The organism is Couchioplanes caeruleus (assembly GCF_023499255.1).
GTDB classification, from domain to species: Bacteria; Actinomycetota; Actinomycetes; order Mycobacteriales; family Micromonosporaceae; genus Actinoplanes; species Actinoplanes caeruleus_A.
Genome location: NZ_CP092183.1, coordinates 4,467,462 through 4,486,678, shown reverse-complemented (window position 1 = coordinate 4,486,678; position 19,217 = coordinate 4,467,462). Strand labels below are relative to the sequence as shown.

Below are 19,217 nucleotides of genomic sequence, written 5' to 3'. Positions count from 1 at the left end.
CGGCGCGTCCAGCTCAGCCGCCGGGACGGGCCGACCGCCAGGAGCACCATCGACGGCAGCGGGTGCCCGACGGTGAAGGCGGCGGCCGGGCGCGTGCAACATCCGAGACGACCCGGATGAGGCGTCAGGATGGTCCCGGATTCACTCCCTGAAGGCGACGTTCTTCGCCTCCACCGTCCCCGCCGTCCGGCCCGGCGCCCGGTGGTTGGACCAGTACAGGTTGGTGTGCGCGACCACCTTGTCCGGCGTCGGGGCGCCCCAGGGGCTCTGGTCCTCCGTGGTGTGGGCGTCGCTGACCAGGATCGCGTCGTAGCCGCGGGCGATCGCGCCGTGCAGGGTCGATCGGATGCACTCGTCGGTCTGGGCGCCGCACAGGAACAGGCGTCCGGCGCCCAGACCGCGCAGGGTCTGTTCGAGGGTGGTCTCCTCGAAGGAGTCGGCGTACGTCTTCTCGACCAGGGGCTCGGCCGGTGCCCGGCTCAGCTCCGGGACGATGTGCCAGCCGTCGCTGCCGCGGGGCAGGTGGTCGCTGTTGTGCTGGACCCAGACGACCGGGACGTCCTCCGCGCGGGCCTTGCCGACGAGGCCCGCGATGGTGGCCACCACGGCGTCGCGTTCGTACGTCCCCTCGACGATCGCGTTCTGCACGTCGATCACGAGGAGCGCGGTCGCGGGCCGGTTCTCCAGTGTGCTCATGGAGCGAACCGTAGACCCACCCTCCGACAAGAAATCTACAGTTGCCCGTGGTTCGGCGGCTGCACGTCGGCCAGCTCGTACGCGCCGAGGTGGTGGTACTTCCAGTCGAGCGGGTCGTGGACGCTGTGGGTACGGGCGTTGCGCCAGTGCCGGTCCAGGTCGTACTTGGCCGCCGCCGAGCTGGTGCCGCACATCTGGAACAGCTCGGACGCCGCCTCGAGCGCGACCTCGCTGCCGAACGCCTTGGCCGCCGCGACGGCGAGGGATCCACGGGCGGCCTCCTGCGCCGACGCCGGGATCAGGCCGGCCTCGTCCAGGGTGCGCGCCGCATCCGCGAGCAGCGCCTCGGCGGCCCGGACGCGGGTGGCGATCCGGCCGTAGCGGTGCAGCACGTGGGGGTCGTCCGCGGCGGTGGCCGCTCCCGCCCGGACGGCCTCGGTGGACGGCCGCGCCTTCTCGCGCAGGTACGCCCGGGCGTCACGCAGCGCTCCCCCGGCGATGCCCACCTCGATCGCGGCGTGCACGAGCTGGGCGCGGGCCCCGAGCTGCTGCGGGACCTCGTACGCGCCCGCGTAGTCCAGCACGTGCGGGACCGGGACCTCGTCGAACGTGGCGGTCCCGCTGATGGTGGCGCGCTGGCCGATCACGTCCCAGTCCGTGCCGACGGTGACGCCCGGCGCGTCGCGGGGCACGAAGGCCAGCACCAGCCGCCCGGTGTCGTCGAGGGCGCTGACCGCGATCCAGGCCGAGGTCAGGGCGCCGGTCGTGTAGTACTTGCGGCCGGTCAGCCGGCCCGCCGACAGCCGGGTCGTCAGGTCCTGGGCGTGCGTGCCGCCCCGCTCGGCCAGGGCGTTGCCGATGCGCCGGCCGGCTCGCACCTCGGCGTACAGCACGGACCTGGTCCTGTCGTCGCCGTGCACGGCCAGGACGTCGACGAGCAGGTAGTGCGCCTGCGGCACCTGGGCGATGGCGGGGTCGACCGCGGCGATCGTGCGGGTGACCTCCGCGAGGGTGACGGGGCCGAGACCCGGGCCGCCGTCGGCGGCCGGGACGGTGACGGCGAGCAGGCCCGAGCCGTCGAGGGCCGCCAGCGCCTCCACGGGTACGCGCGCAGCGCCGTCCCGGTCGCGCTGGACGACGCCCGGCGCCAGGACGTCGGCGAGCTCCCGGGCGGCGGACACGGCGGCGGCGTGCGAGTCGATGGTCACGGGCCGATCTTAGGGATGGAGTCTGCTCCCCCGCCGCACCGCGGCCGCACCCGTACGGCACCCGGCGGCGGGTTCCCTGAGACGGTCGCCCATCGTCAGGATTCGAGGACCCATGCACGCACGCAGCTGGAAGGCCTTCGCGATCGCGATGGCCGTGGTCATCGCCGGGTACCAGCTGATACCCGACGACGCTGTGTGGGTGACCTGCTGGCAGGTGGGCGTGGGCTGGGCGGGCACCGCCGCCGTCGTCGTCGGCGCCCGGCGGCTGCCGCGCCGCGACCGGCTGCCGTGGTGGTGCTTCGGCGCGGGCATCTTCGCCAACTCCACCGGCATCGCCGTCGCGATGTACGTCGACACCGTGCTCGGCTGGGAGGACCTGCCGACGCCGGCCGACCCGTTCTTCCTCCTGCTCTACCCCGCGTGCGCGGCCGGGCTGGCGGTGCTGATCCGGCGCCGGGAGCCGGGGCGCAACTGGACCGCCATGGTCGACGCCACCACGATCACCACCGGCCTGGGCCTGCTCGCCTGGGTGTACGTCATCGAGCCGGCGGCCACCGAGGCGGGTCTGTCGCTGTTCGGCCGCAGCGTGCAGGTCGCGTACCCGATCGGGGATCTGCTGCTGCTGGCGATGCTCACCCGGCTGCTGCGGTCCGGCGGTGTCCGGGGCGCGTCGTTCTGGTGGATCGCCGGCGCGCTGGGCGGGTTCCTCGCCGGCGACACCACCTGGGTGGTGCTCGGCAACCTCGGCGACGTCGGGTGGCACCTGGAGGAGATCCAGTGGTTCCGCCGCTGCATCGACATGATGTTCCTGACCGCGTTCGCCCTGGTGGGAGTGGCGGCGCTGCACGCCGACGCGCGGGACATGGGCCGTCCGGTGGCGCCGCGGCCGCCGCGGCTGAGCCGCATCCAGCTGCTCGCGCTCACCGGCGCGTCGCTGATCGCCCCGGCGATCCTGGCCGCTCAGCTGGCCTCGGGCCAGGTCAAGGACGGCCCGGCGATCGTGGTCGGCTCCACGGCGCTGTTCCTGCTGGTCGTCACCCGGATGGCCCAGCTGGTCCGGCAGGTCGAGCAGCAGTCCCGCCAGGTACGGGAGCTGTCGCGCACCGACGAGCTGACCGGTCTGCCGAACCGGCGGGCCTGGAACGACGAGCTGCCCCGCGCGCTGGAACACTCCCGGCGTGACGGCGCGCCGGTGTGCGTGGCCGTCCTCGACCTCGACCGGTTCAAGCAGTTCAACGACAGCTACGGGCACCCGGCCGGCGACCGGTTGCTGAAGGAGGCCAGCGCGGCCTGGCACGGGGCGCTGCGGACGGTCGACACGATCGCGCGGTTCGGCGGCGAGGAGTTCACCGTGCTGCTGCCGGGCACGGACGCGACCGCGGCGCTGGCGGTGCTGCAACGGGCCCTGGCCGCCACGCCGCTGGGGCAGACGTTCTCGGCCGGCGTCGCGGCCTGGGACGGCGTCGAGACGTCCGACCAGCTCATCGAGCGCGCCGACGCCGCCCTGTACGAGGCCAAGGACGGTGGCCGGAATCGCATCGTCCCGGCGAAGCCCCGGACGTACGTGCATATGCGCAGCTCAGCATAGGTCCGCGGTACCGAGTCGCGGGGGGCGCCGGCGGCTCGTGACCGGGTAGGGTGGGGCCCGCCCGACCCCCGACCGTGCCCGGAGTGTCCCCTTGCGAGCAATCGACGAGATCGAGCGGCCGCCTGCCGCCGGCGGGCCCGGCGGGCACGACGCCGGCGGCGGCCGCCGGTTCGGCTCCGTGGAGCTGCTCGCGGTCCTGCTGGTGCTGCTGGTGGTCTTCCGCAACCCGCTCGCGTCGCTGATCTCGGACGCCCGCCTGCAGACCTGGACCACCGTCTTCGTGTCGGTGCTGGTGCAGGCGGTCCCGTTCCTCGTGTTCGGGGTGGTGCTGTCCGCGGTGATCGCCGTGTTCGTGCCGCGCTCGTTCTGGGCGCGGGCGCTGCCGCGGCATCCCGCGCTGGCCGTGCCGGCGGCCGGGCTGGCCGGCGTGGTGCTGCCCGGCTGCGAGTGCGGCAGCGTACCCATCGCGGGGTCGTTGATCCGCCGCGGCGTGACGCCGGCGGCGGCCCTGGCCTTCCTGCTGGCCGCGCCCGCGATCAACCCGATCGTGCTGACCGCGACGGTGGTGGCGTTCCCCGGCCGGCCGATGATGGCGGTGGCGCGCGGCGTGGCCAGCCTGGTGGTGGCGGTCGCGATGGGGTGGCTCTGGCTGCGGCTGGGCCGCACCGAGTGGATCAAGCTGCCGCACCGGCCGGACCTCGACGGCCTGAGCCGCGGCAACGCGTTCTGGGCGGCCGTGCGGCACGACCTCATGCACGCCGGCGGCTTCCTCGTGGTCGGGGCGGCGGCCGCCGCGACCATCAACGTCGTGGTCCCCGAACGCTGGCTGAGCAGCCTCGCGGGCAACGCCGCGCTGTCGGTGCTGGCGCTGGCGATCCTCGCCGTCCTGTTGTCCATCTGCAGCGAGGCCGACGCGTTCGTCGCGGCGTCGCTGTCGCAGTTCTCGCTGACGTCGCGGCTGGTGTTCCTGGTGGTGGGCCCGACGGTGGACCTCAAGCTGATCAGCATGCAGGCCGGCGTGTTCGGCCGCCGCTTCGCGGTCCGCTTCGCCCCGGCCACGCTGGTCGCGGCGATCGTGGTCGGCACCGGCGTCGGGGCGGTGCTGCTGTGAACCGGCAGGCCCAGGCCGTCGTCATGCTGCTGCTCGGCGGGGCGGTGCTCAAGGCCAGCCTCGGCGACCTGTACCTGCGGTACGTGAAGGCGGGCCTGCAGCCCTTCCTGATCGGCGCCGGCGCGCTGCTGGTCGCGGCCGCGGTCATGACCCTCTGGTACGAGCTGCGCTCCCGCCGCACCACTTCCCACGCGCACGAGCACCACCACGAGCCACGGATCGGCTGGCTGCTCATCCTGCCCGTGCTCGGCCTGCTGCTCGTCGCCCCGCCCGCGCTGGGCTCGTACGCGGCGGGCCAGGCCGGCAGCGTGCTCACCGCGCAGAATTCCGCCTCCGACTATCCCCCGCTGCCCGCCGGCGACCCGGTCGACGTGGGGCTGCTGGACTACGCGTCCCGCGCGGTCTTCGACCAGGGGCGCAGCCTCACCGGCCGCACGCTGCGGCTCACCGGTTTCGTCACGCCGGGGCCGGACGGCGAGCCGATGCTGGCGCGCATGGTGCTGTCCTGCTGCGCCGCCGACGGCCGCCCGATCAAGGTGGGGCTGACCGGCGCCGGCCCGTCGGCCGTCGCCCCGGACACCTGGGTGCAGGTCGTGGGGGCGTACACGAACCGGGTCGGCAAGGATCCGGTGAACGACGCCGACGTGCCGTACCTGCAGGTGACCGGCTGGCAGGAGGTCACCCCGCCGAAGCAGCAGTACGAGTGACCGCGCGGAGACGGGCGCGCCTCGCCGGTGGCGCCGGGCTGCTCGTCGCCCTGGTGGCGGGCGGCGCGCTGGTGGCGTACCCGATGACCGGCGACGAGCCCGCGCCCCCGGCCCGGGTGGGCCTCGCCGCGGCCTGGCCGGACGCGCAGCGTGCCGAGCTGCCCGGCAACGTGCCGGACGGGCCGATCTACCACCCGCTGGCCTTCCTCGACGCGCGCACCAGCGTCGGCACGGCGGCGAGCCCGGAGGGCACCCACGAACGGCTCGTGCTGCGCGCCGCCGACGGCTCGATCCGCGAGCTGCGCCGCCGCCCGCTGTCGGCCCGCCCGGAGTTCGCCACGATGGCGGTGTCCGGCGACGACCTGGTGTGGACGGAGTCGGTGAACGGCGGCCGGGCCGAAGTGTGGACCGCCACGACCGGCGGCGAGGGCGTCCGCCGCCTGACCCGCGACACCGGCGACCCGGTCTTCTACGGCTCCCAGTGGGACCTGGTGGTCGCCGACGGGCGCGCGTGGTGGGTCGCCGCGGCCCAGGACCGGAAGGTCACGGAGATCCGGTCGGTCGCCCTCTCCGGCGGGGCCGTGACGGTACGCCGGGAGCCCGGCACCTGGGCGTTGTCGGCCTGGCCGTGGCTGACCGACGGCCCCGGCGACCAGACCGGCACGAGGGCGCTCCGGTCGCTCACGGACAACCGCGAGCTGCGCATCGAGACCACCGGCACGGAGTTGAGCACCTGTGTCCCGTCCTGGTGCCGCGTCCTGGTGATGACCACGGGCGGCCTGGCCCGTATCGACGCCATGCGCCCGGACGGCACCGCCCGCCGCCGCATCGCCGGCAGCACGGCGAGCGCGGCCATCACCGACGTCGCCATCCTCGACCGCTTCGAGATCCTCTCGGAGGCGGCGCCGACTTCGGACCTGACCGGTACGGAGGGCCTGCTCGTGCACGACCTGACGACCGACCGCACGGTCGACGTCAGCGCGGCGTCGGCGGGAGCGTTCGCCCGAAACGGGATCCTGTGGTGGGCGACGGGCGACCAGGACTCGCTGGTCTGGCACACCCTGGACCTGCGGACGGTCTAGCCCCCCACCGGTCAGGAGACCGCGGCGCGGATCAGCTCGACGACCTTCTTCTCCACGTCGTCGTTCCAGGTGCGCAGGGCGTACACCACCGGCCACAGGTCACCGTCGTCGAGGTTGGCCGCGTCCTGGAAGCCCAGGGTCGCGTACCGGTACTTGAACTTGGCGGCGTCCTGGAAGAAGACCACGATCTTGCCGTCCGCGTTCGTGTAGGCGGGCATTCCGTACCACGTCTTGGGCGTCAGGTCCGGGGCGGCCTTGGTCACCGCGAGGTGGACGCGCTCGGCGAGGGCGCGGTCCTCCGGCGGCAGCTGCGCGATCCGGTCCAGGACCTGCTGGAGGCCGTCGGCCTTCTTCGCGCCTTTCTTGCCCTCGGCGCGCAGCTCCGCGGCGCGCTCCTTCATCGCCGCGCGTTCCTCGGCGCTGAAGCCGTCGGTGCGCTCCTCGTTCTCGGACATGATCCGTCACCCCTCGCTGTCGGCGGCCCGGCACGTCACCGGCCTCGAGGGGAAGACTAGGAGCGCACCGATGCCGGCGCTTCTCGAAATCGATCAGACTGCCGGGACGGGTACGGTCAGGCGCCGGCCAGCCCGGCGACCTCGTCCGCGCAGCCCCAGCACAGCGTCATGCCGGCGCCGCCGTGGCCGTACGCGTGCACCACCGTCCCCTCCGGACGCCGCTCCGCCTCGACCCGCGGGCCGCCGTGGCGCGCCGGGCGCAGCCCCACCTTCTCCCCCACCACCGCCGCGCCGGCGAGCTCCGGCACCAGGGCCACGCACCGCGCGATGATCGCCTCGCGGGTCGCCGGGTCCGGTGCGGCCGACCGGTCACCGGCGTCGTAGGTGCCGCCGAGCACGACGTCGCGCGTGCGCGGATGGACGTACGTGCCGGGTTCGCCCTGATCGCGGACGGACACCGTGAGGCCGGGGTTGGCGACGAGGACGATCTGCCCGCGGACCGGGTGGACGGCGGGGTCGCCGCAGAGCGCCCCGGCGGCCAGCCCGGTGGCGTTGACCACGACCGGGGCCTCGGCGAGCGCCTCCTCCAGCCGCTGCGCGCCGCGCCGCACGACCCGCCCGCCGCCGCGCTCGAAGCGGTCGCGCAGCCAGGGCAGGTAGACGTCCATCTCGACCAGGGGCGCCTCGAAGCGCACCTCGCGGGTCCACGGCGCGGCGGCCGGCCGGTACGTCACCCGCCCGGCGGCCGGAGCCCACCACGGCTCGCCGGTCGACCCGTCGCGTTCCAGGTTGCGGGTCCGGCGCAGCAGGACACCGGGTACGCCGTCGCGGGCCTCCCGCCGGAAGTGCTCGTACGTCGCCCCGGCCCACCGCAGCACCCGGGGGTCGAAGTCGGTGCGGGTCGGGTACCAGACCGCCGCGGCGACGGCCGACACGGTGTCCAGCGGCCCGGCGGGGCTCCACAGCGTCACGTCGGCCCCGCGCTCGCGCAGCCGCATCGCCGCCGTCAGCCCGATGATCCCGCCGCCCAGCACGACGACGTCCGTCATCCCGTCATCCTCCTGCAACCTGATCCTGAGTACCGCGGCTCAGTCGTCGCGGCCCCGCACGCGGAAGGCTGCGGGTCATGGAAACCACGCCGCAGCCGAAGACCACGTCCGCCTTCTACCTGCAGTCGATCGCCTCGTTCGGCCTGTCCCTGATTGCCACCGTCGCGGGGATCGTCTACCTGCCCGTGGGCGCGTGGATCCGCGCCTTCCTCGCCGTCGGCCTGCTGTACGTCGTCACCTCGGCGTTCACCCTGGCCAAGTGCGTGCGCGACGCCCAGGAGGTGGGCTCGGTGGTGCGCCGGGTCGACCAGGCCCGGGTGGACAAGCTGCTCGCCGAGCACGACCCGTACCGGGTGGCCGGCTAGATCCGCTCCATCGTCGCCGGGTCCGGCTCGCCGTCGTAGTAGCGGTCGAGCACCTGCCGGAACAGGCCGGCCTGCTCCTGCCCCGCGGCCTCCGCGAACAGCGTCATCGACGAGCGCAGCTTCAGGTCGTCGGGGTAGCCGAGGATCTGCTCGGCGGTGCGCCCCTCGACGGCCAGCAGCGCCTCGGCGCACTCGGTCAGCCGCGGGCCCAGCACGGGATGGGCCAGGTAGGCGCGGGCCTCGGCGAGGTCCTGGATCGCGTACCGCTGCGCCGTCGAGCTGGAGCCCAGCCCGGCGATCTGCGGGAACACGAACCACATCCAGTGGCTGCTCTTACGGCCGGCACGCAGCTCGGCGAGCGCCCGGTCGTACGTGCTGTCCTGCGCCTGCACGAACCGCTCCAGCTCCGACATGCCGCTCATCGTGCCACGCCCGGGTCGGCGGGCAGGCCGAGCACCGCCGCGGCCCGCCGGCAGCGTGCCGGGTCGGTCAGGATCTCGGTCGAGTCCACGGCCTGGTCGATCGTGCCGGGCAGGGTGCCGACCGGTCCGCCGCGGCGCCCGCCCAGCCGGCCGAGCAGCGCCCGCACCTCGGCGTCCTCGACCGCCGAGGTCAGCGCGGTGACGAACCGGTCGGCGCCGAGCACCCGGATGTCGCGGGTGAAGTAGCGGCGGGGTGCCGGGTCGACGGCCGGGGCCAGGCCGAGGTCGTTGGTCGCCGCGGCGAGCACGTTCGCCGCCCGGACCAGCGCGTCCTCCCGGTCGCGCCAGCCGGTCGCCGACAGGGCCGCGGCCAGCGGCGGGCCGGCGTGCGCGGCCAGGTCCAGGCGGGTGAAGGCGGTGCCGAGCCATTTCGCGTACGGGGCCCAGCGCCGCTCGACGAGGAACGCGAGGCGCATCAGCTCGCGGACCAGCCGGGCCGTGACGACGCGGGAGCCCAGGTCGTCACCGGCCGCACCGGCGCGCGACGGGAACGCCTCCTCCTGGGCGACCCGCAGCCAGGCCGCCGCGAGGGCGTACCGCCAGATGTCGCGCGGGTACCAGGACAGCGCGGCGCGGCGACGGGCCAGCTCGCCGTCCGGGTCGTGGAAGACCGCTCCGGCGGTGAGGGTGGCCAGGACCTGCGTCGGGGTCAGCAGCCAGTCGGCCGTCGTGAGGCCGGCGGCGGGGTCGGCGCCGAGCCGGGCGGTGAAGTACGCAGCGGCCGTCGTCACCTCGACCCGGTGGCCGTGATGCCCGTCGAAGCGGGCGGGCAGACCGCTGAGGTCCGGCGCGACGGCGGCCGGCGGCAGGAACAGCTGCACGCGCGGGCCGAAGTCGTGGTCCGGTGAGACGTGGTCGTCGAGGCCGAGCACCTCCGAGCCCGGCCCGAGCAGCGCCGCGGCGTGCGGAATGTCGCCGAGCAGCGGCCGGACCGCCTGCTCGTAGAAGCGGCGGGAAAGGTCGAGTCCGGGCACGACCGTCACCCTGATGGCCGGTCGTGCCCGGGCGCAAACGATTTCAGTAGCGGCAGCGCAGCACGACCATGGTGTGGCCGCCGACCTCCAGCCCGCCGCCGGCCTTGACCGTCTTCTTGCGGTGTGCCAGCAGGGGGTCCGCAGTGTCGATGACCGGTTCCCACGTGCGACCGTACTCGCGCGGCGGCAGGGTGAACTCCACCGGGTCGGGCAGCGGGTTGAACAGCACGAGGAACGACGAGTCCGTGATGGTCTCGCCGAGGGCGTCCTGCTCGGGGATGCCGTTGCCGTTGAGGAACACCGTCATGGTCATGCCGGAGCTCTGCGTCCAGTCCTGCGGGGTCATCGGCTCGCCGTCGCGGCGCAGCCACGCGATGTCCGGCTCCTTCGAGTCGCCGGCCGGCTGACCGGTGAAGAAGCGGCGCCGCCGGAAGATCGGGTGCTCGGCGCGCAGCTGGGTGAGCTTGCGGGTGAACAGCGTCAGCACGTCGTGGTGCCGGGCGTCCTCCCAGTCGATCCAGCTCAGCTCGCTGTCCTGGGCGTACACGTTGTTGTTGCCCTGCTGGGTGCGGCCCAGCTCGTCGCCGTGGGCGATCATCGGCACGCCCTGCGACAGCAGCAGCGTGGCGAGGAAGTTGCGTTTCTGCCGCTCGCGCAGTGCCGTGACCTCGGGGTCGTCGGTGGGTCCCTCGACCCCGCAGTTCCACGAGCGGTTGTGGCTCTCGCCGTCGCGGTTGTCCTCGCCGTTGGCGTCGTTGTGCTTCTCGTTGTACGACACCAGGTCGGTCAGCGTGAACCCGTCGTGGGCGACGACGAAGTTGATCGACGCGATCGGCCGGCGCCCGTCGATCTCGTAGAGGTCGGAGGAGCCGGTGAAGCGGGACGCGAACTCGCCGAGGCTGGACGGCTCGCCGCGCCAGAAGTCGCGCACGCTGTCGCGGTACTTGCCGTTCCATTCGGTCCAGAGCGGCGGGAACCCGCCGACCTGGTAGCCGCCGTCGCCGACGTCCCACGGCTCGGCGATGAGCTTGACCTGGCTCACCACCGGGTCCTGGTTGACCAGGTCGAAGAACGCGGCGAGCCGGTTGACCTCGTGGAACTCGCGGGCCAGCGCGGCGGCGAGGTCGAAGCGGAACCCGTCGACGTGCATCTCGGTCACCCAGTAGCGCAGCGAGTCCATGATCAGCCGCAGCGACTCGTGGTGGCGCACGTTGAGGCTGTTGCCGGTGCCGGTGGTGTCGTAGTAGTACTGCTTGTCCTCGTCGACGAGCCGGTAGTACGCCGGGTTGTCGATGCCGCGGAACGACAGCGTGGGCCCGAGGTGGTTGCCCTCGGCGGTGTGGTTGTAGACGACGTCCAGGATCACCTCGATGCCGGCCGCGTGCAGCGCCTTGACCATCGACTTGAACTCCTGGACCTGGTTGCCCCGGCCGCCGAAGGACGCGTAGTCGTTGTGCGGCGCGAAGAACCCGATCGTGTTGTAGCCCCAGTAGTTGCGCAGGCCGCGCTCGATGAGGCCGCTGTCGTGCACGAACTGGTGCACCGGCATGAGCTCCACCGCGGTGACGCCCAGCTCCTTGAAGTGCTTGATCATCGCCGGGTGGGCGAGGCCGGAGTAGGTGCCGCGTACGTCCTCGGGGATCTTCGGGTTGTTCGCGGTCATGCCCTTGACGTGGGCCTCGTAGATCACCGTCTGGTGCCACGGGATCCGCAGCGGCCGGTCGTTGGCCCAGTCGAAGTACGGGTTCACCACCACCGAGCGCATCGCGTACGGCGCGGAGTCGGCCTCGTTGAGCCGCTCCGGGTCCCCGAAGTGGTACGAGAACAGCGCGTTGTCCCACTCGTTGTGCCCGTCGATCGCCTTCGCGTACGGGTCGAGCAGCAGCTTCGTGGGATTGCAGCGCAGCCCTCGCGACGGGTCGTACGGCCCGTGCACGCGGTAGCCGTAGCGCTGGCCGGGCACGACGCGCGGCAGGTAGCCGTGCCAGACGAGGGCCTCGCGTTCGGGCAGGTCGATCCGCGTCTCCTTGCCGTCGTCGTCGAAAAGGCACAGCTCGACGCGCTCGGCGACCTCGGAGAACAGGGCGAAGTTGGTGCCACCGCCGTCGTAGGTGGCGCCGAGCGGGTACGGGTTGCCCGGCCAGATCTTCATGCGGTCGCTCCTCGCGGGGGTCGGCGGCTTGCCGCTCGTCTTCCCCGCGCGCCCGCCGCTCAACCCTGGTGTCCGGGGTGAGCAGAAACGCAGCGGCGTCCCGGGGCGTGCTGCCCCGGGACGCCGGCCGGATGTGCGAAGCTCAGCGGCGCTCGGAGTTCGGGTCGTCGAAATCGATCTGCTCCTTGCGGACCTCGCCGCGGACGGTCTCCTCGTCGCGGACGGTCTCCTTGCCGAGGCGTACCCGCTCCACCGGCACGGCCTCGGTCTCGACCACGGGCCGCTCGGCGTGCAGCGTCACCTCGTGCTCGCTCTCGGTGATGTCGGGGCCGCTGAACGCGTCGCCGCGGTTGGCCTCGGTGACGGGCTCGCGCTCGAGGCGGACCTCCTCGCGGGTCACCGGCACGGTCACCTGCTCCTGCTCGGTGACGACGTACTTGCGCAGCCGGGCCTTGCCGACCTGCTCGCGCTCGGTGTCGGCCACCAGGCGCTCCTCCGAGCGCGTCATGGCGTCGGTAGAGGTGTCCGCGCTGCGCGAGGTGGCACGGTCGGTGCCGGTGCGCTCGGTGTCATAGCGGTCGGTGTCACGACGGTCGGTGTCGTAGCGGCCGGTGCCGGTCGCGGTCTCGCTCGTCTCCGTCCGGTTCTCGCCCCTGTCCGTCCAGCTGTCGCGACCCTCCGTCCGGCTCTCGCGACCCGAGGAGCTGTCGAGGGTGCCGCCGGTGGACGAGAGGCCGTAGTGCCGGTACAGCTCGTCCTCCTCCTGCGGGGTCAGCCGCCCGTCGGGGTCGATCCGCGGCGCGTCCTTGACCTGGTCCTTGGCGAACGGGACGGTGATGCGGTCGTCGCCGACCTCGGCGCGCTGCAGCGGTACGAACGACTGCTTGGTGCCGAACAGGCCGGTCTTGACGGCCAGCCACTCGGGCTCGCCGGTCTGCTCGTCGAGGTAGATCTCGGCGGTCGAGCCGATCTTGCTGCCGTCGGTCTCGTACACGTCCATGCCGTAGAGCCGGGGGATGTCGTTGCGCGTGATCATGGAATCTGTCCTTCCGGGGGGTCGGGTACACCCCTTCAGTCCCCGGCCGTTTACGCGATAAACAAACCGATCACGACCGGGCCCCGGCGGCATCGGCGGCCGTCAATGGCGTGGCCAGCTGCTCCAGACTCTGCCGCTCCGCCTTGACGCCCAGGACCGCCTCGACGAGCCCGGCGGCGATCATCAGCACGGCGCCGATGGCGAACGCGAGCACGGTGTCGCCGACCTTGCCCGTGCCGACCAGCTCGGCGAAGAGCAGCGGGCCGCTCACACCGCCGACCGCGGTGCCCACGGCGTAGAAGAACGCGATCGCCAGCGCGCGGGTCTCCATCGGGAAGATCTCGCTGACCGTCAGGTACGCCGAGCTGGCCCCCGCGGAGGCGAAGAACAGCACCACGCACCAGCACACGGTCATCGTCACGGCCGTGAGCGCGCCCGTGGCGAACAGCCAGGCGGTCACCAGCAGCAGGACACCGGAGACCACGTACGTGCCGGTGATCATGATCTTGCGGCCGACCGAGTCGAAGAGCGGCGCCAGCACGAGCGGGCCGATCAGGTTGCCCACGGCGATCACCGCGAAGTAGTAGCCCGTGCTGCCCGACGGCACGTCGAAGAAGGTCTGCAGGATCTGCGCGTACCCGAAGGTGACGGCGTTGTAGAGGAACGCCTGGCCGACGAAGAGGGCGAGGCCCAGCGCGGCCCGCTTCGGGTACCGCCGCACGAGCGTCCTCGCGATCTCCGCGAAGCCGATCGACCGGCGCTGCTTGATGGTGATGTACTGCTCGGCCGGCTCGAGGGTGACGTCGTCCTCGCGCTCGACCGTCCGCTCGACCTCGCGCACCAGCGTCTCGGCCTCGTCGCCGCGACCGTGGATGAACAGCCAGCGCGGGCTCTCCGGGACGTGCCGGCGCACCAGCAGGATCACCAGCCCGAGCACCACCCCGAGCCCGAAGGCGGCCCGCCAGCCCCAGGACACCGGCAGCTGGGTCAGGATCGGCACCGTCACCAGGGCGCCCACCGCCGCGCCGGCCCAGAACGTGCCGTTGATGACGATGTCGATGCGGCCGCGGTGCCGTGCCGGGATCAGCTCGTCGATCGCGGAGTTGATCGCCGCGTACTCGCCGCCGATGCCGGCGCCGGTGATGAAGCGGAAGACGAAGAACCACCACGGGTCGAAGCTCAGCGCGGTCATCGCCGTACCGAACAGGTAGACCCCGAGCGTCAGCATGAACAGCTTCCTGCGGCCGAACCGGTCGGTGACCCAGCCGAAGAACAGCGCGCCGAAGCAGGCGCCGAGCACGTACGTCGCCGCGCCGAAGCCGGTGACCTGGCTCTGCGTGATGTCCAGGCCGCTGCCGGGCTCCGCGAGCCGGCCGGAGAGGTTGCCGACGATGGTGACCTCGAGCCCGTCCAGGATCCAGACGGTGCCGAGGCCGATGACGATCATCCAGTGCCAGCGGGCCCAGGGCAGCCCGTCGAGGCGGGCGGGCACGTTCGTGCGCACCGTACCGGCATCGTTCGTGGTCATGTGACGCAGCTACCCCACCGATAACTGCATCATGCACGTCTCCCGGCGGTACAAATGAACCGATGCCCGAGCCCACCCCCCGCCGCCGCCTGCTGATTCTCGCGATCTGCTGCCTGAGCCTGTTCATCGTGGGCCTGGACGCCACGATCGTGAACATCGCGCTGCCCTCGTTGCGCGCCGACCTCGGCGCCTCGGTGTCCGGGCTGCAGTGGGTCATCGACGCGTACACGCTGGTGCTGGCCAGCCTGCTGGTGCTGGCCGGGTCCACCGCCGACCGGGTGGGCCGGCGCCGCACCTTCCAGACCGGGCTGGCGCTGTTCACCGCCGGGTCGCTGCTGTGCAGCATCGCCCCGGACCTGGGCTGGCTCATCGCGTTCCGCACGGTGCAGGCGGTCGGCGGCTCGATGCTCAACCCGGTCGCGATGTCGATCATCACGAACACCTTCACCGAGCCGCGCGAGCGGGCCCGGGCGATCGGCGTGTGGGGCGGCGTGGTGGGGCTGAGCATGGCGCTCGGGCCGGTGCTCGGCGGCGCCCTGGTGGCCGGGCTGGGCTGGCGGTCGATCTTCTGGATCAACGTGCCGGTCGGGGTCGCCGCGTTCGTGCTGGCCGCGGTGTTCGTGCCTGAGTCCCGCGCCGCCCGGCCGCGCCGCCTCGACCCGGCCGGCCAGGTCCTGGTCCTGCTGGTCCTGGCCACCGTCACCTTCGGCATCATCGAGGGCCCGGCGGTGGGGTGGGCGGCACCGGCCATCGTGGGCTGCTTCGTCGCGGGCGCGGCCGCGCTGGTCACGCTGATCCGGTACGAGAACCGCCGGCGCGAGCCGCTGCTTGACCTGCGCGTGTTCCGCAGCGTCCCGTTCTCCGGCGCCACGCTGATCGCCGTCTGCGCGTTCGGCACGCTGGGCGGCTTCCTGTTCCTCAACTCGCTGTACCTGCAGGAGGTCCGCGGCCTGTCGGCGCTGCACGCGGGTCTCTACACGCTGCCGATGGCGCTGACGACCGCGGTGGTGGCGCCGCTGTCCGGGCGCATCGTCGGCGCCCGGGGCCCGCGCCTGCCGCTGATGCTGGCCGGCGCGGCGATCGCCGTGGCGATGCTGCCGCTGACCCGGCTCGCGCCGGACACGCCGGTGTGGCTGCTCGCCGCGAGCTACGCGATGTTCGGGTTCGGCTTCGGCATGGTGAACGCCCCGATCACCAACACCGCCATGTCCGGCCTGCCCCGGGCCCAGGCCGGGGTCGCGGCCGCGATCGCCTCGACGAGCCGGCAGGTCGGCTCCGCGCTGGGCGTCGCGATCATCGGGGCCGTCGTCGTCTCCGGCCTGGACGGGGCGGCCGGCGCGCGGCTGGCCCAGGCCTCCCGGTCCGGCTGGTGGATCATGGTCGGCTGCGGGCTCGTCATCCTGGTCCTCGGCCTGCTGACCACGGGCCGCCGGGCGCGCGCCACCGCCGAGCGTGCCGGTGTCGAGCTGCGCGAGGTTGTACCGGCATGAGCGACCTTCTCGACATCCGGCGCATCTATGTCGAACCGGCGGCCGCGGAGCTGCCACGCGGGCGGGAGATCCTGGCCCGGTTCCCGGACGCCGAGCGCGTCGAGGTGGAGAGTCACAGCCGCATCCCCGAGCTGTACGGCGACGAGACCAACGTCAACCGCTGGGTCCGCATCAAGCGCGAGGCCCTGGTGCTCGGCGTGAAGAAGTCGCTGACCGCCCGCCCCAACGGCCGCTCCGCGGACTTCATCGCGCCGTCCACGGCCAACGGATGCGCGATGGCCTGCGCGTACTGCTACGTGCCCCGCCGCAAGGGCTACTCCAACCCGATCACCGTGTTCGCCAACATCGACAAGATCCTCGGGTACGTGCAGCGCCACGCCGGCCGCCAGGGCGTGAAGCCGGCGCCGAACGAGTGCGACCCTGAGGCCTGGGTCTACGACATCGGCGAGAATTCCGACTGCTCGCTCGACGCACGGATCAGCGACAACGTGCGCGACCTCGTCGAGCTGTTCCGCTGGCTGCCCCACGCCAAGGCCAGCTTCGCCACCAAGCACGTCAACCGCGACCTGCTCGAGTGGGACCCTCAGGGGCGTACCCGGATCCGTTTCTCGCTGATGCCGCACCGCGACGCGAAGCTGCTCGACATCCGCACCAGCCCGATCGCCGAGCGGATCGCCGCCATCGACGACTTCGTCGCGGCCGGGTACGAGGTGCACGTCAACTTCAGCCCGGTCGTGGTGCGCGACGGCTGGCTGGAGGACTGGGCCGCGATGCTGTCCGAGCTGGACGCCGGCATCGGCCCGGCCGCGAAGGCGCAGCTCGCGGCGGAGGTCATCTTCCTCACCCACAACCGCGACCTGCACGAGGTCAACCTGGGCTGGCACCCGAAGGCCGAGGAGCTGCTGTGGCGCCCCGACCTGCAGCAGGTCAAGCGCTCGCAGAACGGCGCGCTCAACGTGCGATACCGCACCGGCGACAAGGGCCGCAATGTGGCGGCACTCACCGAGGTGATCGACCGGGTGACACCGTATTGTCGGATCCGCTATGCCTTCTGAGCTGATTCGCGCCTTCGACGAGGCGGCGGCCACGTACGACGCCGTCGACGTCGAGTTCTTCACGCCCATGGGAGCCGAGCTGGTCCGCCGCGCCGGCATCAGGGCCGGCGAGCACGTGCTCGACGTGGGCTGCGGGCGCGGGGCGGTGCTCGTACCGGCCGCGGCCGCCGCGGGGCCGCACGGGCGGGTCACCGGCATCGACCTGGCCCCGGCCATGGTGGAGCTGACCGCGCGGGCGCTGGCCGGGCTGACCACGGTCTCGCTCACCGCCGGCGACGCCCAGCGGCCGGAGTTCGCGCCGGGCACCTTCGACGTGGTGACGGCCGGGCAGGTGCTGTTCTTCCTGCCGGATCCGCCGGCCGCGCTGCGGGCGTACAGGGAGCTGCTGAGGCCCGGTGGACGACTGGCCTTCAGCTCCTTCGCCGCGCACGACCCGCGATACACCCGGGCGGTCAAGGCCCTGTCGCAGTTCGCGACGGGCCTGGTGGACCGGCAGCCGGCGGGCCTGGCCACGTTCCAGGACGAGAAGAGCATCCGGGCGGCGCTGGCCGAGGCCGGTTACGGGCCGGTCACCGTCTCCGAGGGCGTCGTGGTGAGCCGGTTCCGCGACCTCGAGCACTTCATGCGATGGGTCGCCTCGCACGCCGGCCGGCAGGTGCTCAACCACATCTCGCCGGAGGCGCTGCCGCGGGCCACGGCTGCCGCGGCGGCGGAGCTGGAGGGCGCGCGCGCCGACGACGGCGCCCTGCACCTCACGACGACCGTGCGGTACACCGTGGCCGCCCGGGACGCATGACGCTGGTCGTCGTCAGCGGCGCGCCGGGCACGGGCAAGTCCACGCTGGCCCACGCGCTGGCCGGCACGCTCGGCTGCCCGGCGGTCTGCCGCGACGAGATCCGCGTCGGCGTGGTGCACGCCGGCACGCCGGACGACGGCTACCTGCACACGCTCGAGACGTTCTTCGGCGTGCTCGAGGTGCTGGCCCGCGGCCGGGTCACCGCGGTCGCGGAGGCGGCGTTCCAGGACCGGCTGTGGCGGCCCCGGCTGGAGGCACTCGCCGCGCTGACCCCACTGCGGGTCATCCGCTGCGCGCCGCCGGCCGGCGTGGTCCGCGCCCGGATCGCCGCCCGGATGGCCGCCGACGCGGCCCACGACGACGCCGCCCTGCTGGCCCGGCCGCCGGCCTGGGAACCGATCACGATGGACGTCCCGACGCTCGTCGTCGACACCGCGGACGGTTACCGCCCGTCGCTCGCCGCGATCGCCGAGTTCGCCTTCGCGTAGGCCGCGAACGCCGCCTTGGGTTCCCAGGTGCCGTCCTCGGCGACCCGTACCAGCCCGTACGACGCGGCGTCGAAGCGGCCCGGCAGGTTGTACGACGCGAACGTGCACCAGAAGGCATGGTCCACGCCGTTCTCCTCGAACACGTCGAGCAGCTCGCGCAGGTAGCGGACCTGCTCCTGCTCGTCGCGCACGATGCCGCCCGTCAGCGCCCGCGGCGTGGCCCCGTCCCAGTCCACGATGAACATGCCGCGGGCGCCGAGGTCCGCCGCGCCGCGGAACGTCGTGCAGCCGAATTCGGTGATCGCCACCGGCTTGCCGAACGTCGCGAGCGACTGCACCGCGTACGGATACACGTCGGCCGTCTCCTTCGACCGGTACAGGTCCACGCCCACGAGGTCGAACGGCGCCCAGTCGACCTGCTCCGAGGGCAGCGCCGCGTAGGTGACCCGTCCCCCGAAGCGGGACCGCACCACCGCGACGGCCTCGCCGAGGAACGCGTTGAGGCGCGGCCGGATCTCCTCGGTCCGCAGGCCGCCGCGCGACAGCAGCGCCAGCCGTTCCTCCAGGGTCTCGCCCGGCAGGAAGCCCTTCGTGAACAGGGTCAGCTCGGCGCCGGTCACCATGACGACCTCGGCGCCCCCGGCGCGCAGCCGCTCGGCCCGCTCGGCGCAGTCGGCCAGCACGCCGAGCAGCCCGGCGGTGGTCAGGTCGCTGGTGAACGGCGAGAACCACACCTCCAGCCCGGCCTCGGCGGCGGCCTGCGCGGCGAGCTCCAGGCGGCCGGGGTCACCGCCCGTCACGCGTACGGCGGTACACCGCAGCTCCTCGCGGATCACCCGCAGGTCGCGGCGTACCGCCTGGTGGCCGAACGGCTCGTGGGTGCTGGGCCCGTCGCCGTGCCGGAACCCGGTGTCGTACGTGATCCCTCGTCGCGTCATCCCGTTAGGGTACTGCA

General features: G+C 73.0%; 19 protein-coding genes. 9 read left to right on the top strand and 10 right to left on the bottom strand.

Annotated elements, in window-relative coordinates:
* Positions 1–141 precede the first annotated feature (141 nt).
* Both COUCH_RS20735 and COUCH_RS20730 read right to left on the bottom strand, forming a co-directional pair.
* Positions 142–696, bottom strand: coding sequence for a cysteine hydrolase family protein (locus COUCH_RS20735; protein WP_249606838.1), 555 nt, complete (start codon positions 694–696; stop codon positions 142–144).
* Between the two features lie 35 nt (positions 697–731).
* On the bottom strand, positions 732–1,904 hold the full coding sequence (locus COUCH_RS20730) for an acyl-CoA dehydrogenase family protein (RefSeq protein ID WP_249606837.1): 1,173 nt from the start codon (positions 1,902–1,904) through the stop codon (positions 732–734).
* Between the two features lie 112 nt (positions 1,905–2,016).
* Here COUCH_RS20730 and COUCH_RS20725 point away from each other — a divergent pair, with 112 nt between their 5' ends.
* The 4 genes from COUCH_RS20725 to COUCH_RS20710 all read left to right on the top strand — a co-directional run bounded on the left by COUCH_RS20725 (position 2,017) and on the right by COUCH_RS20710 (position 6,392).
* On the top strand, positions 2,017–3,492 hold the full coding sequence (locus COUCH_RS20725) for a GGDEF domain-containing protein (RefSeq protein WP_249606836.1): 1,476 nt from the start codon (positions 2,017–2,019) through the stop codon (positions 3,490–3,492).
* A gap of 109 nt (positions 3,493–3,601) precedes the next feature.
* On the top strand, positions 3,602–4,603 hold the full coding sequence (locus COUCH_RS20720; protein ID WP_430640989.1) for a permease: 1,002 nt from the start codon (positions 3,602–3,604) through the stop codon (positions 4,601–4,603).
* Positions 4,600–5,310, top strand: a complete 711-nt coding sequence (locus COUCH_RS20715; protein WP_249606835.1) for a TIGR03943 family putative permease subunit — start codon at positions 4,600–4,602, stop codon at positions 5,308–5,310. Before COUCH_RS20720 ends, COUCH_RS20715 begins: the two co-directional genes overlap by 4 nt.
* Entirely contained in the window at positions 5,307–6,392 is a 1,086-nt protein-coding gene (locus COUCH_RS20710) for a hypothetical protein (RefSeq protein ID WP_249606834.1), read from the top strand. The genes COUCH_RS20715 and COUCH_RS20710 overlap by 4 nt, the downstream gene beginning before the upstream one ends.
* A gap of 11 nt (positions 6,393–6,403) precedes the next feature.
* On the opposite strand, the gene COUCH_RS20705 is transcribed toward COUCH_RS20710, so the two are convergent.
* Positions 6,404–6,847: an iron chaperone gene (locus COUCH_RS20705; protein ID WP_249606833.1), complete on the bottom strand. Its 444-nt coding sequence runs from the start codon at positions 6,845–6,847 to the stop codon at positions 6,404–6,406.
* Between the two features lie 116 nt (positions 6,848–6,963).
* Entirely contained in the window at positions 6,964–7,896 is a 933-nt protein-coding gene (locus tag COUCH_RS20700) for an FAD-dependent oxidoreductase (RefSeq protein WP_249606832.1), read from the bottom strand.
* A 77-nt stretch (positions 7,897–7,973) separates the two neighbouring features.
* Between COUCH_RS20700 and COUCH_RS20695 the strand changes: the two genes are divergently transcribed.
* A complete protein-coding gene (locus COUCH_RS20695; RefSeq protein ID WP_249606831.1) occupies positions 7,974–8,261 on the top strand; it encodes a YiaA/YiaB family inner membrane protein in 288 nt (95 codons plus the stop codon).
* On the opposite strand, the gene COUCH_RS20690 is transcribed toward COUCH_RS20695, so the two are convergent.
* The 5 genes from COUCH_RS20690 to COUCH_RS20670 all read right to left on the bottom strand — a co-directional run bounded on the left by COUCH_RS20690 (position 8,258) and on the right by COUCH_RS20670 (position 14,433).
* On the bottom strand, positions 8,258–8,674 hold the full coding sequence (locus COUCH_RS20690) for a DUF1810 domain-containing protein (protein WP_249606830.1): 417 nt from the start codon (positions 8,672–8,674) through the stop codon (positions 8,258–8,260). The genes COUCH_RS20695 and COUCH_RS20690 overlap by 4 nt on opposite strands.
* A 5-nt stretch (positions 8,675–8,679) precedes the next feature.
* The gene (locus COUCH_RS20685; protein ID WP_249606829.1) at positions 8,680–9,717 is read right to left on the bottom strand and encodes a DUF4037 domain-containing protein; all 1,038 of its coding nucleotides are present in this window, start codon (positions 9,715–9,717) and stop codon (positions 8,680–8,682) included.
* Positions 9,718–9,760: 43 nt separating this feature from the next.
* On the bottom strand, positions 9,761–11,869 hold the full coding sequence (gene glgX / locus COUCH_RS20680) for a glycogen debranching protein GlgX (RefSeq protein WP_249606828.1): 2,109 nt from the start codon (positions 11,867–11,869) through the stop codon (positions 9,761–9,763).
* Positions 11,870–12,011: 142 nt separating this feature from the next.
* A complete protein-coding gene (locus tag COUCH_RS20675) occupies positions 12,012–12,905 on the bottom strand; it encodes a DUF2382 domain-containing protein (RefSeq protein ID WP_249606827.1) in 894 nt (297 codons plus the stop codon).
* A 70-nt stretch (positions 12,906–12,975) separates the two neighbouring features.
* The gene (locus COUCH_RS20670; RefSeq protein WP_249606826.1) at positions 12,976–14,433 is read right to left on the bottom strand and encodes an MFS transporter; all 1,458 of its coding nucleotides are present in this window, start codon (positions 14,431–14,433) and stop codon (positions 12,976–12,978) included.
* A 62-nt stretch (positions 14,434–14,495) separates the two neighbouring features.
* On the opposite strand from COUCH_RS20670, the gene COUCH_RS20665 reads away from it, so the two are divergent.
* The 4 genes from COUCH_RS20665 to COUCH_RS20650 are packed head-to-tail and all read left to right on the top strand — an operon-like array spanning position 14,496 to position 18,262.
* Entirely contained in the window at positions 14,496–15,923 is a 1,428-nt protein-coding gene (locus tag COUCH_RS20665; RefSeq protein ID WP_249606825.1) for a DHA2 family efflux MFS transporter permease subunit, read from the top strand.
* Entirely contained in the window at positions 15,920–16,978 is a 1,059-nt protein-coding gene (locus tag COUCH_RS20660; protein WP_249606824.1) for a spore photoproduct lyase family protein, read from the top strand. The genes COUCH_RS20665 and COUCH_RS20660 overlap by 4 nt, the downstream gene beginning before the upstream one ends.
* A complete protein-coding gene (locus COUCH_RS20655) occupies positions 16,968–17,774 on the top strand; it encodes a class I SAM-dependent methyltransferase (RefSeq protein ID WP_249606823.1) in 807 nt (268 codons plus the stop codon). Before COUCH_RS20660 ends, COUCH_RS20655 begins: the two co-directional genes overlap by 11 nt.
* Positions 17,771–18,262, top strand: a complete 492-nt coding sequence (locus COUCH_RS20650) for an AAA family ATPase (protein ID WP_249606822.1) — start codon at positions 17,771–17,773, stop codon at positions 18,260–18,262. The genes COUCH_RS20655 and COUCH_RS20650 overlap by 4 nt, the downstream gene beginning before the upstream one ends.
* On the opposite strand, the gene COUCH_RS20645 is transcribed toward COUCH_RS20650, so the two are convergent.
* Positions 18,217–19,200: a hypothetical protein gene (locus tag COUCH_RS20645; protein ID WP_249606821.1), complete on the bottom strand. Its 984-nt coding sequence runs from the start codon at positions 19,198–19,200 to the stop codon at positions 18,217–18,219. The two genes, COUCH_RS20650 and COUCH_RS20645, sit on opposite strands and share 46 nt — an antisense overlap.
* Positions 19,201–19,217: the final 17 nt, after the last annotated feature.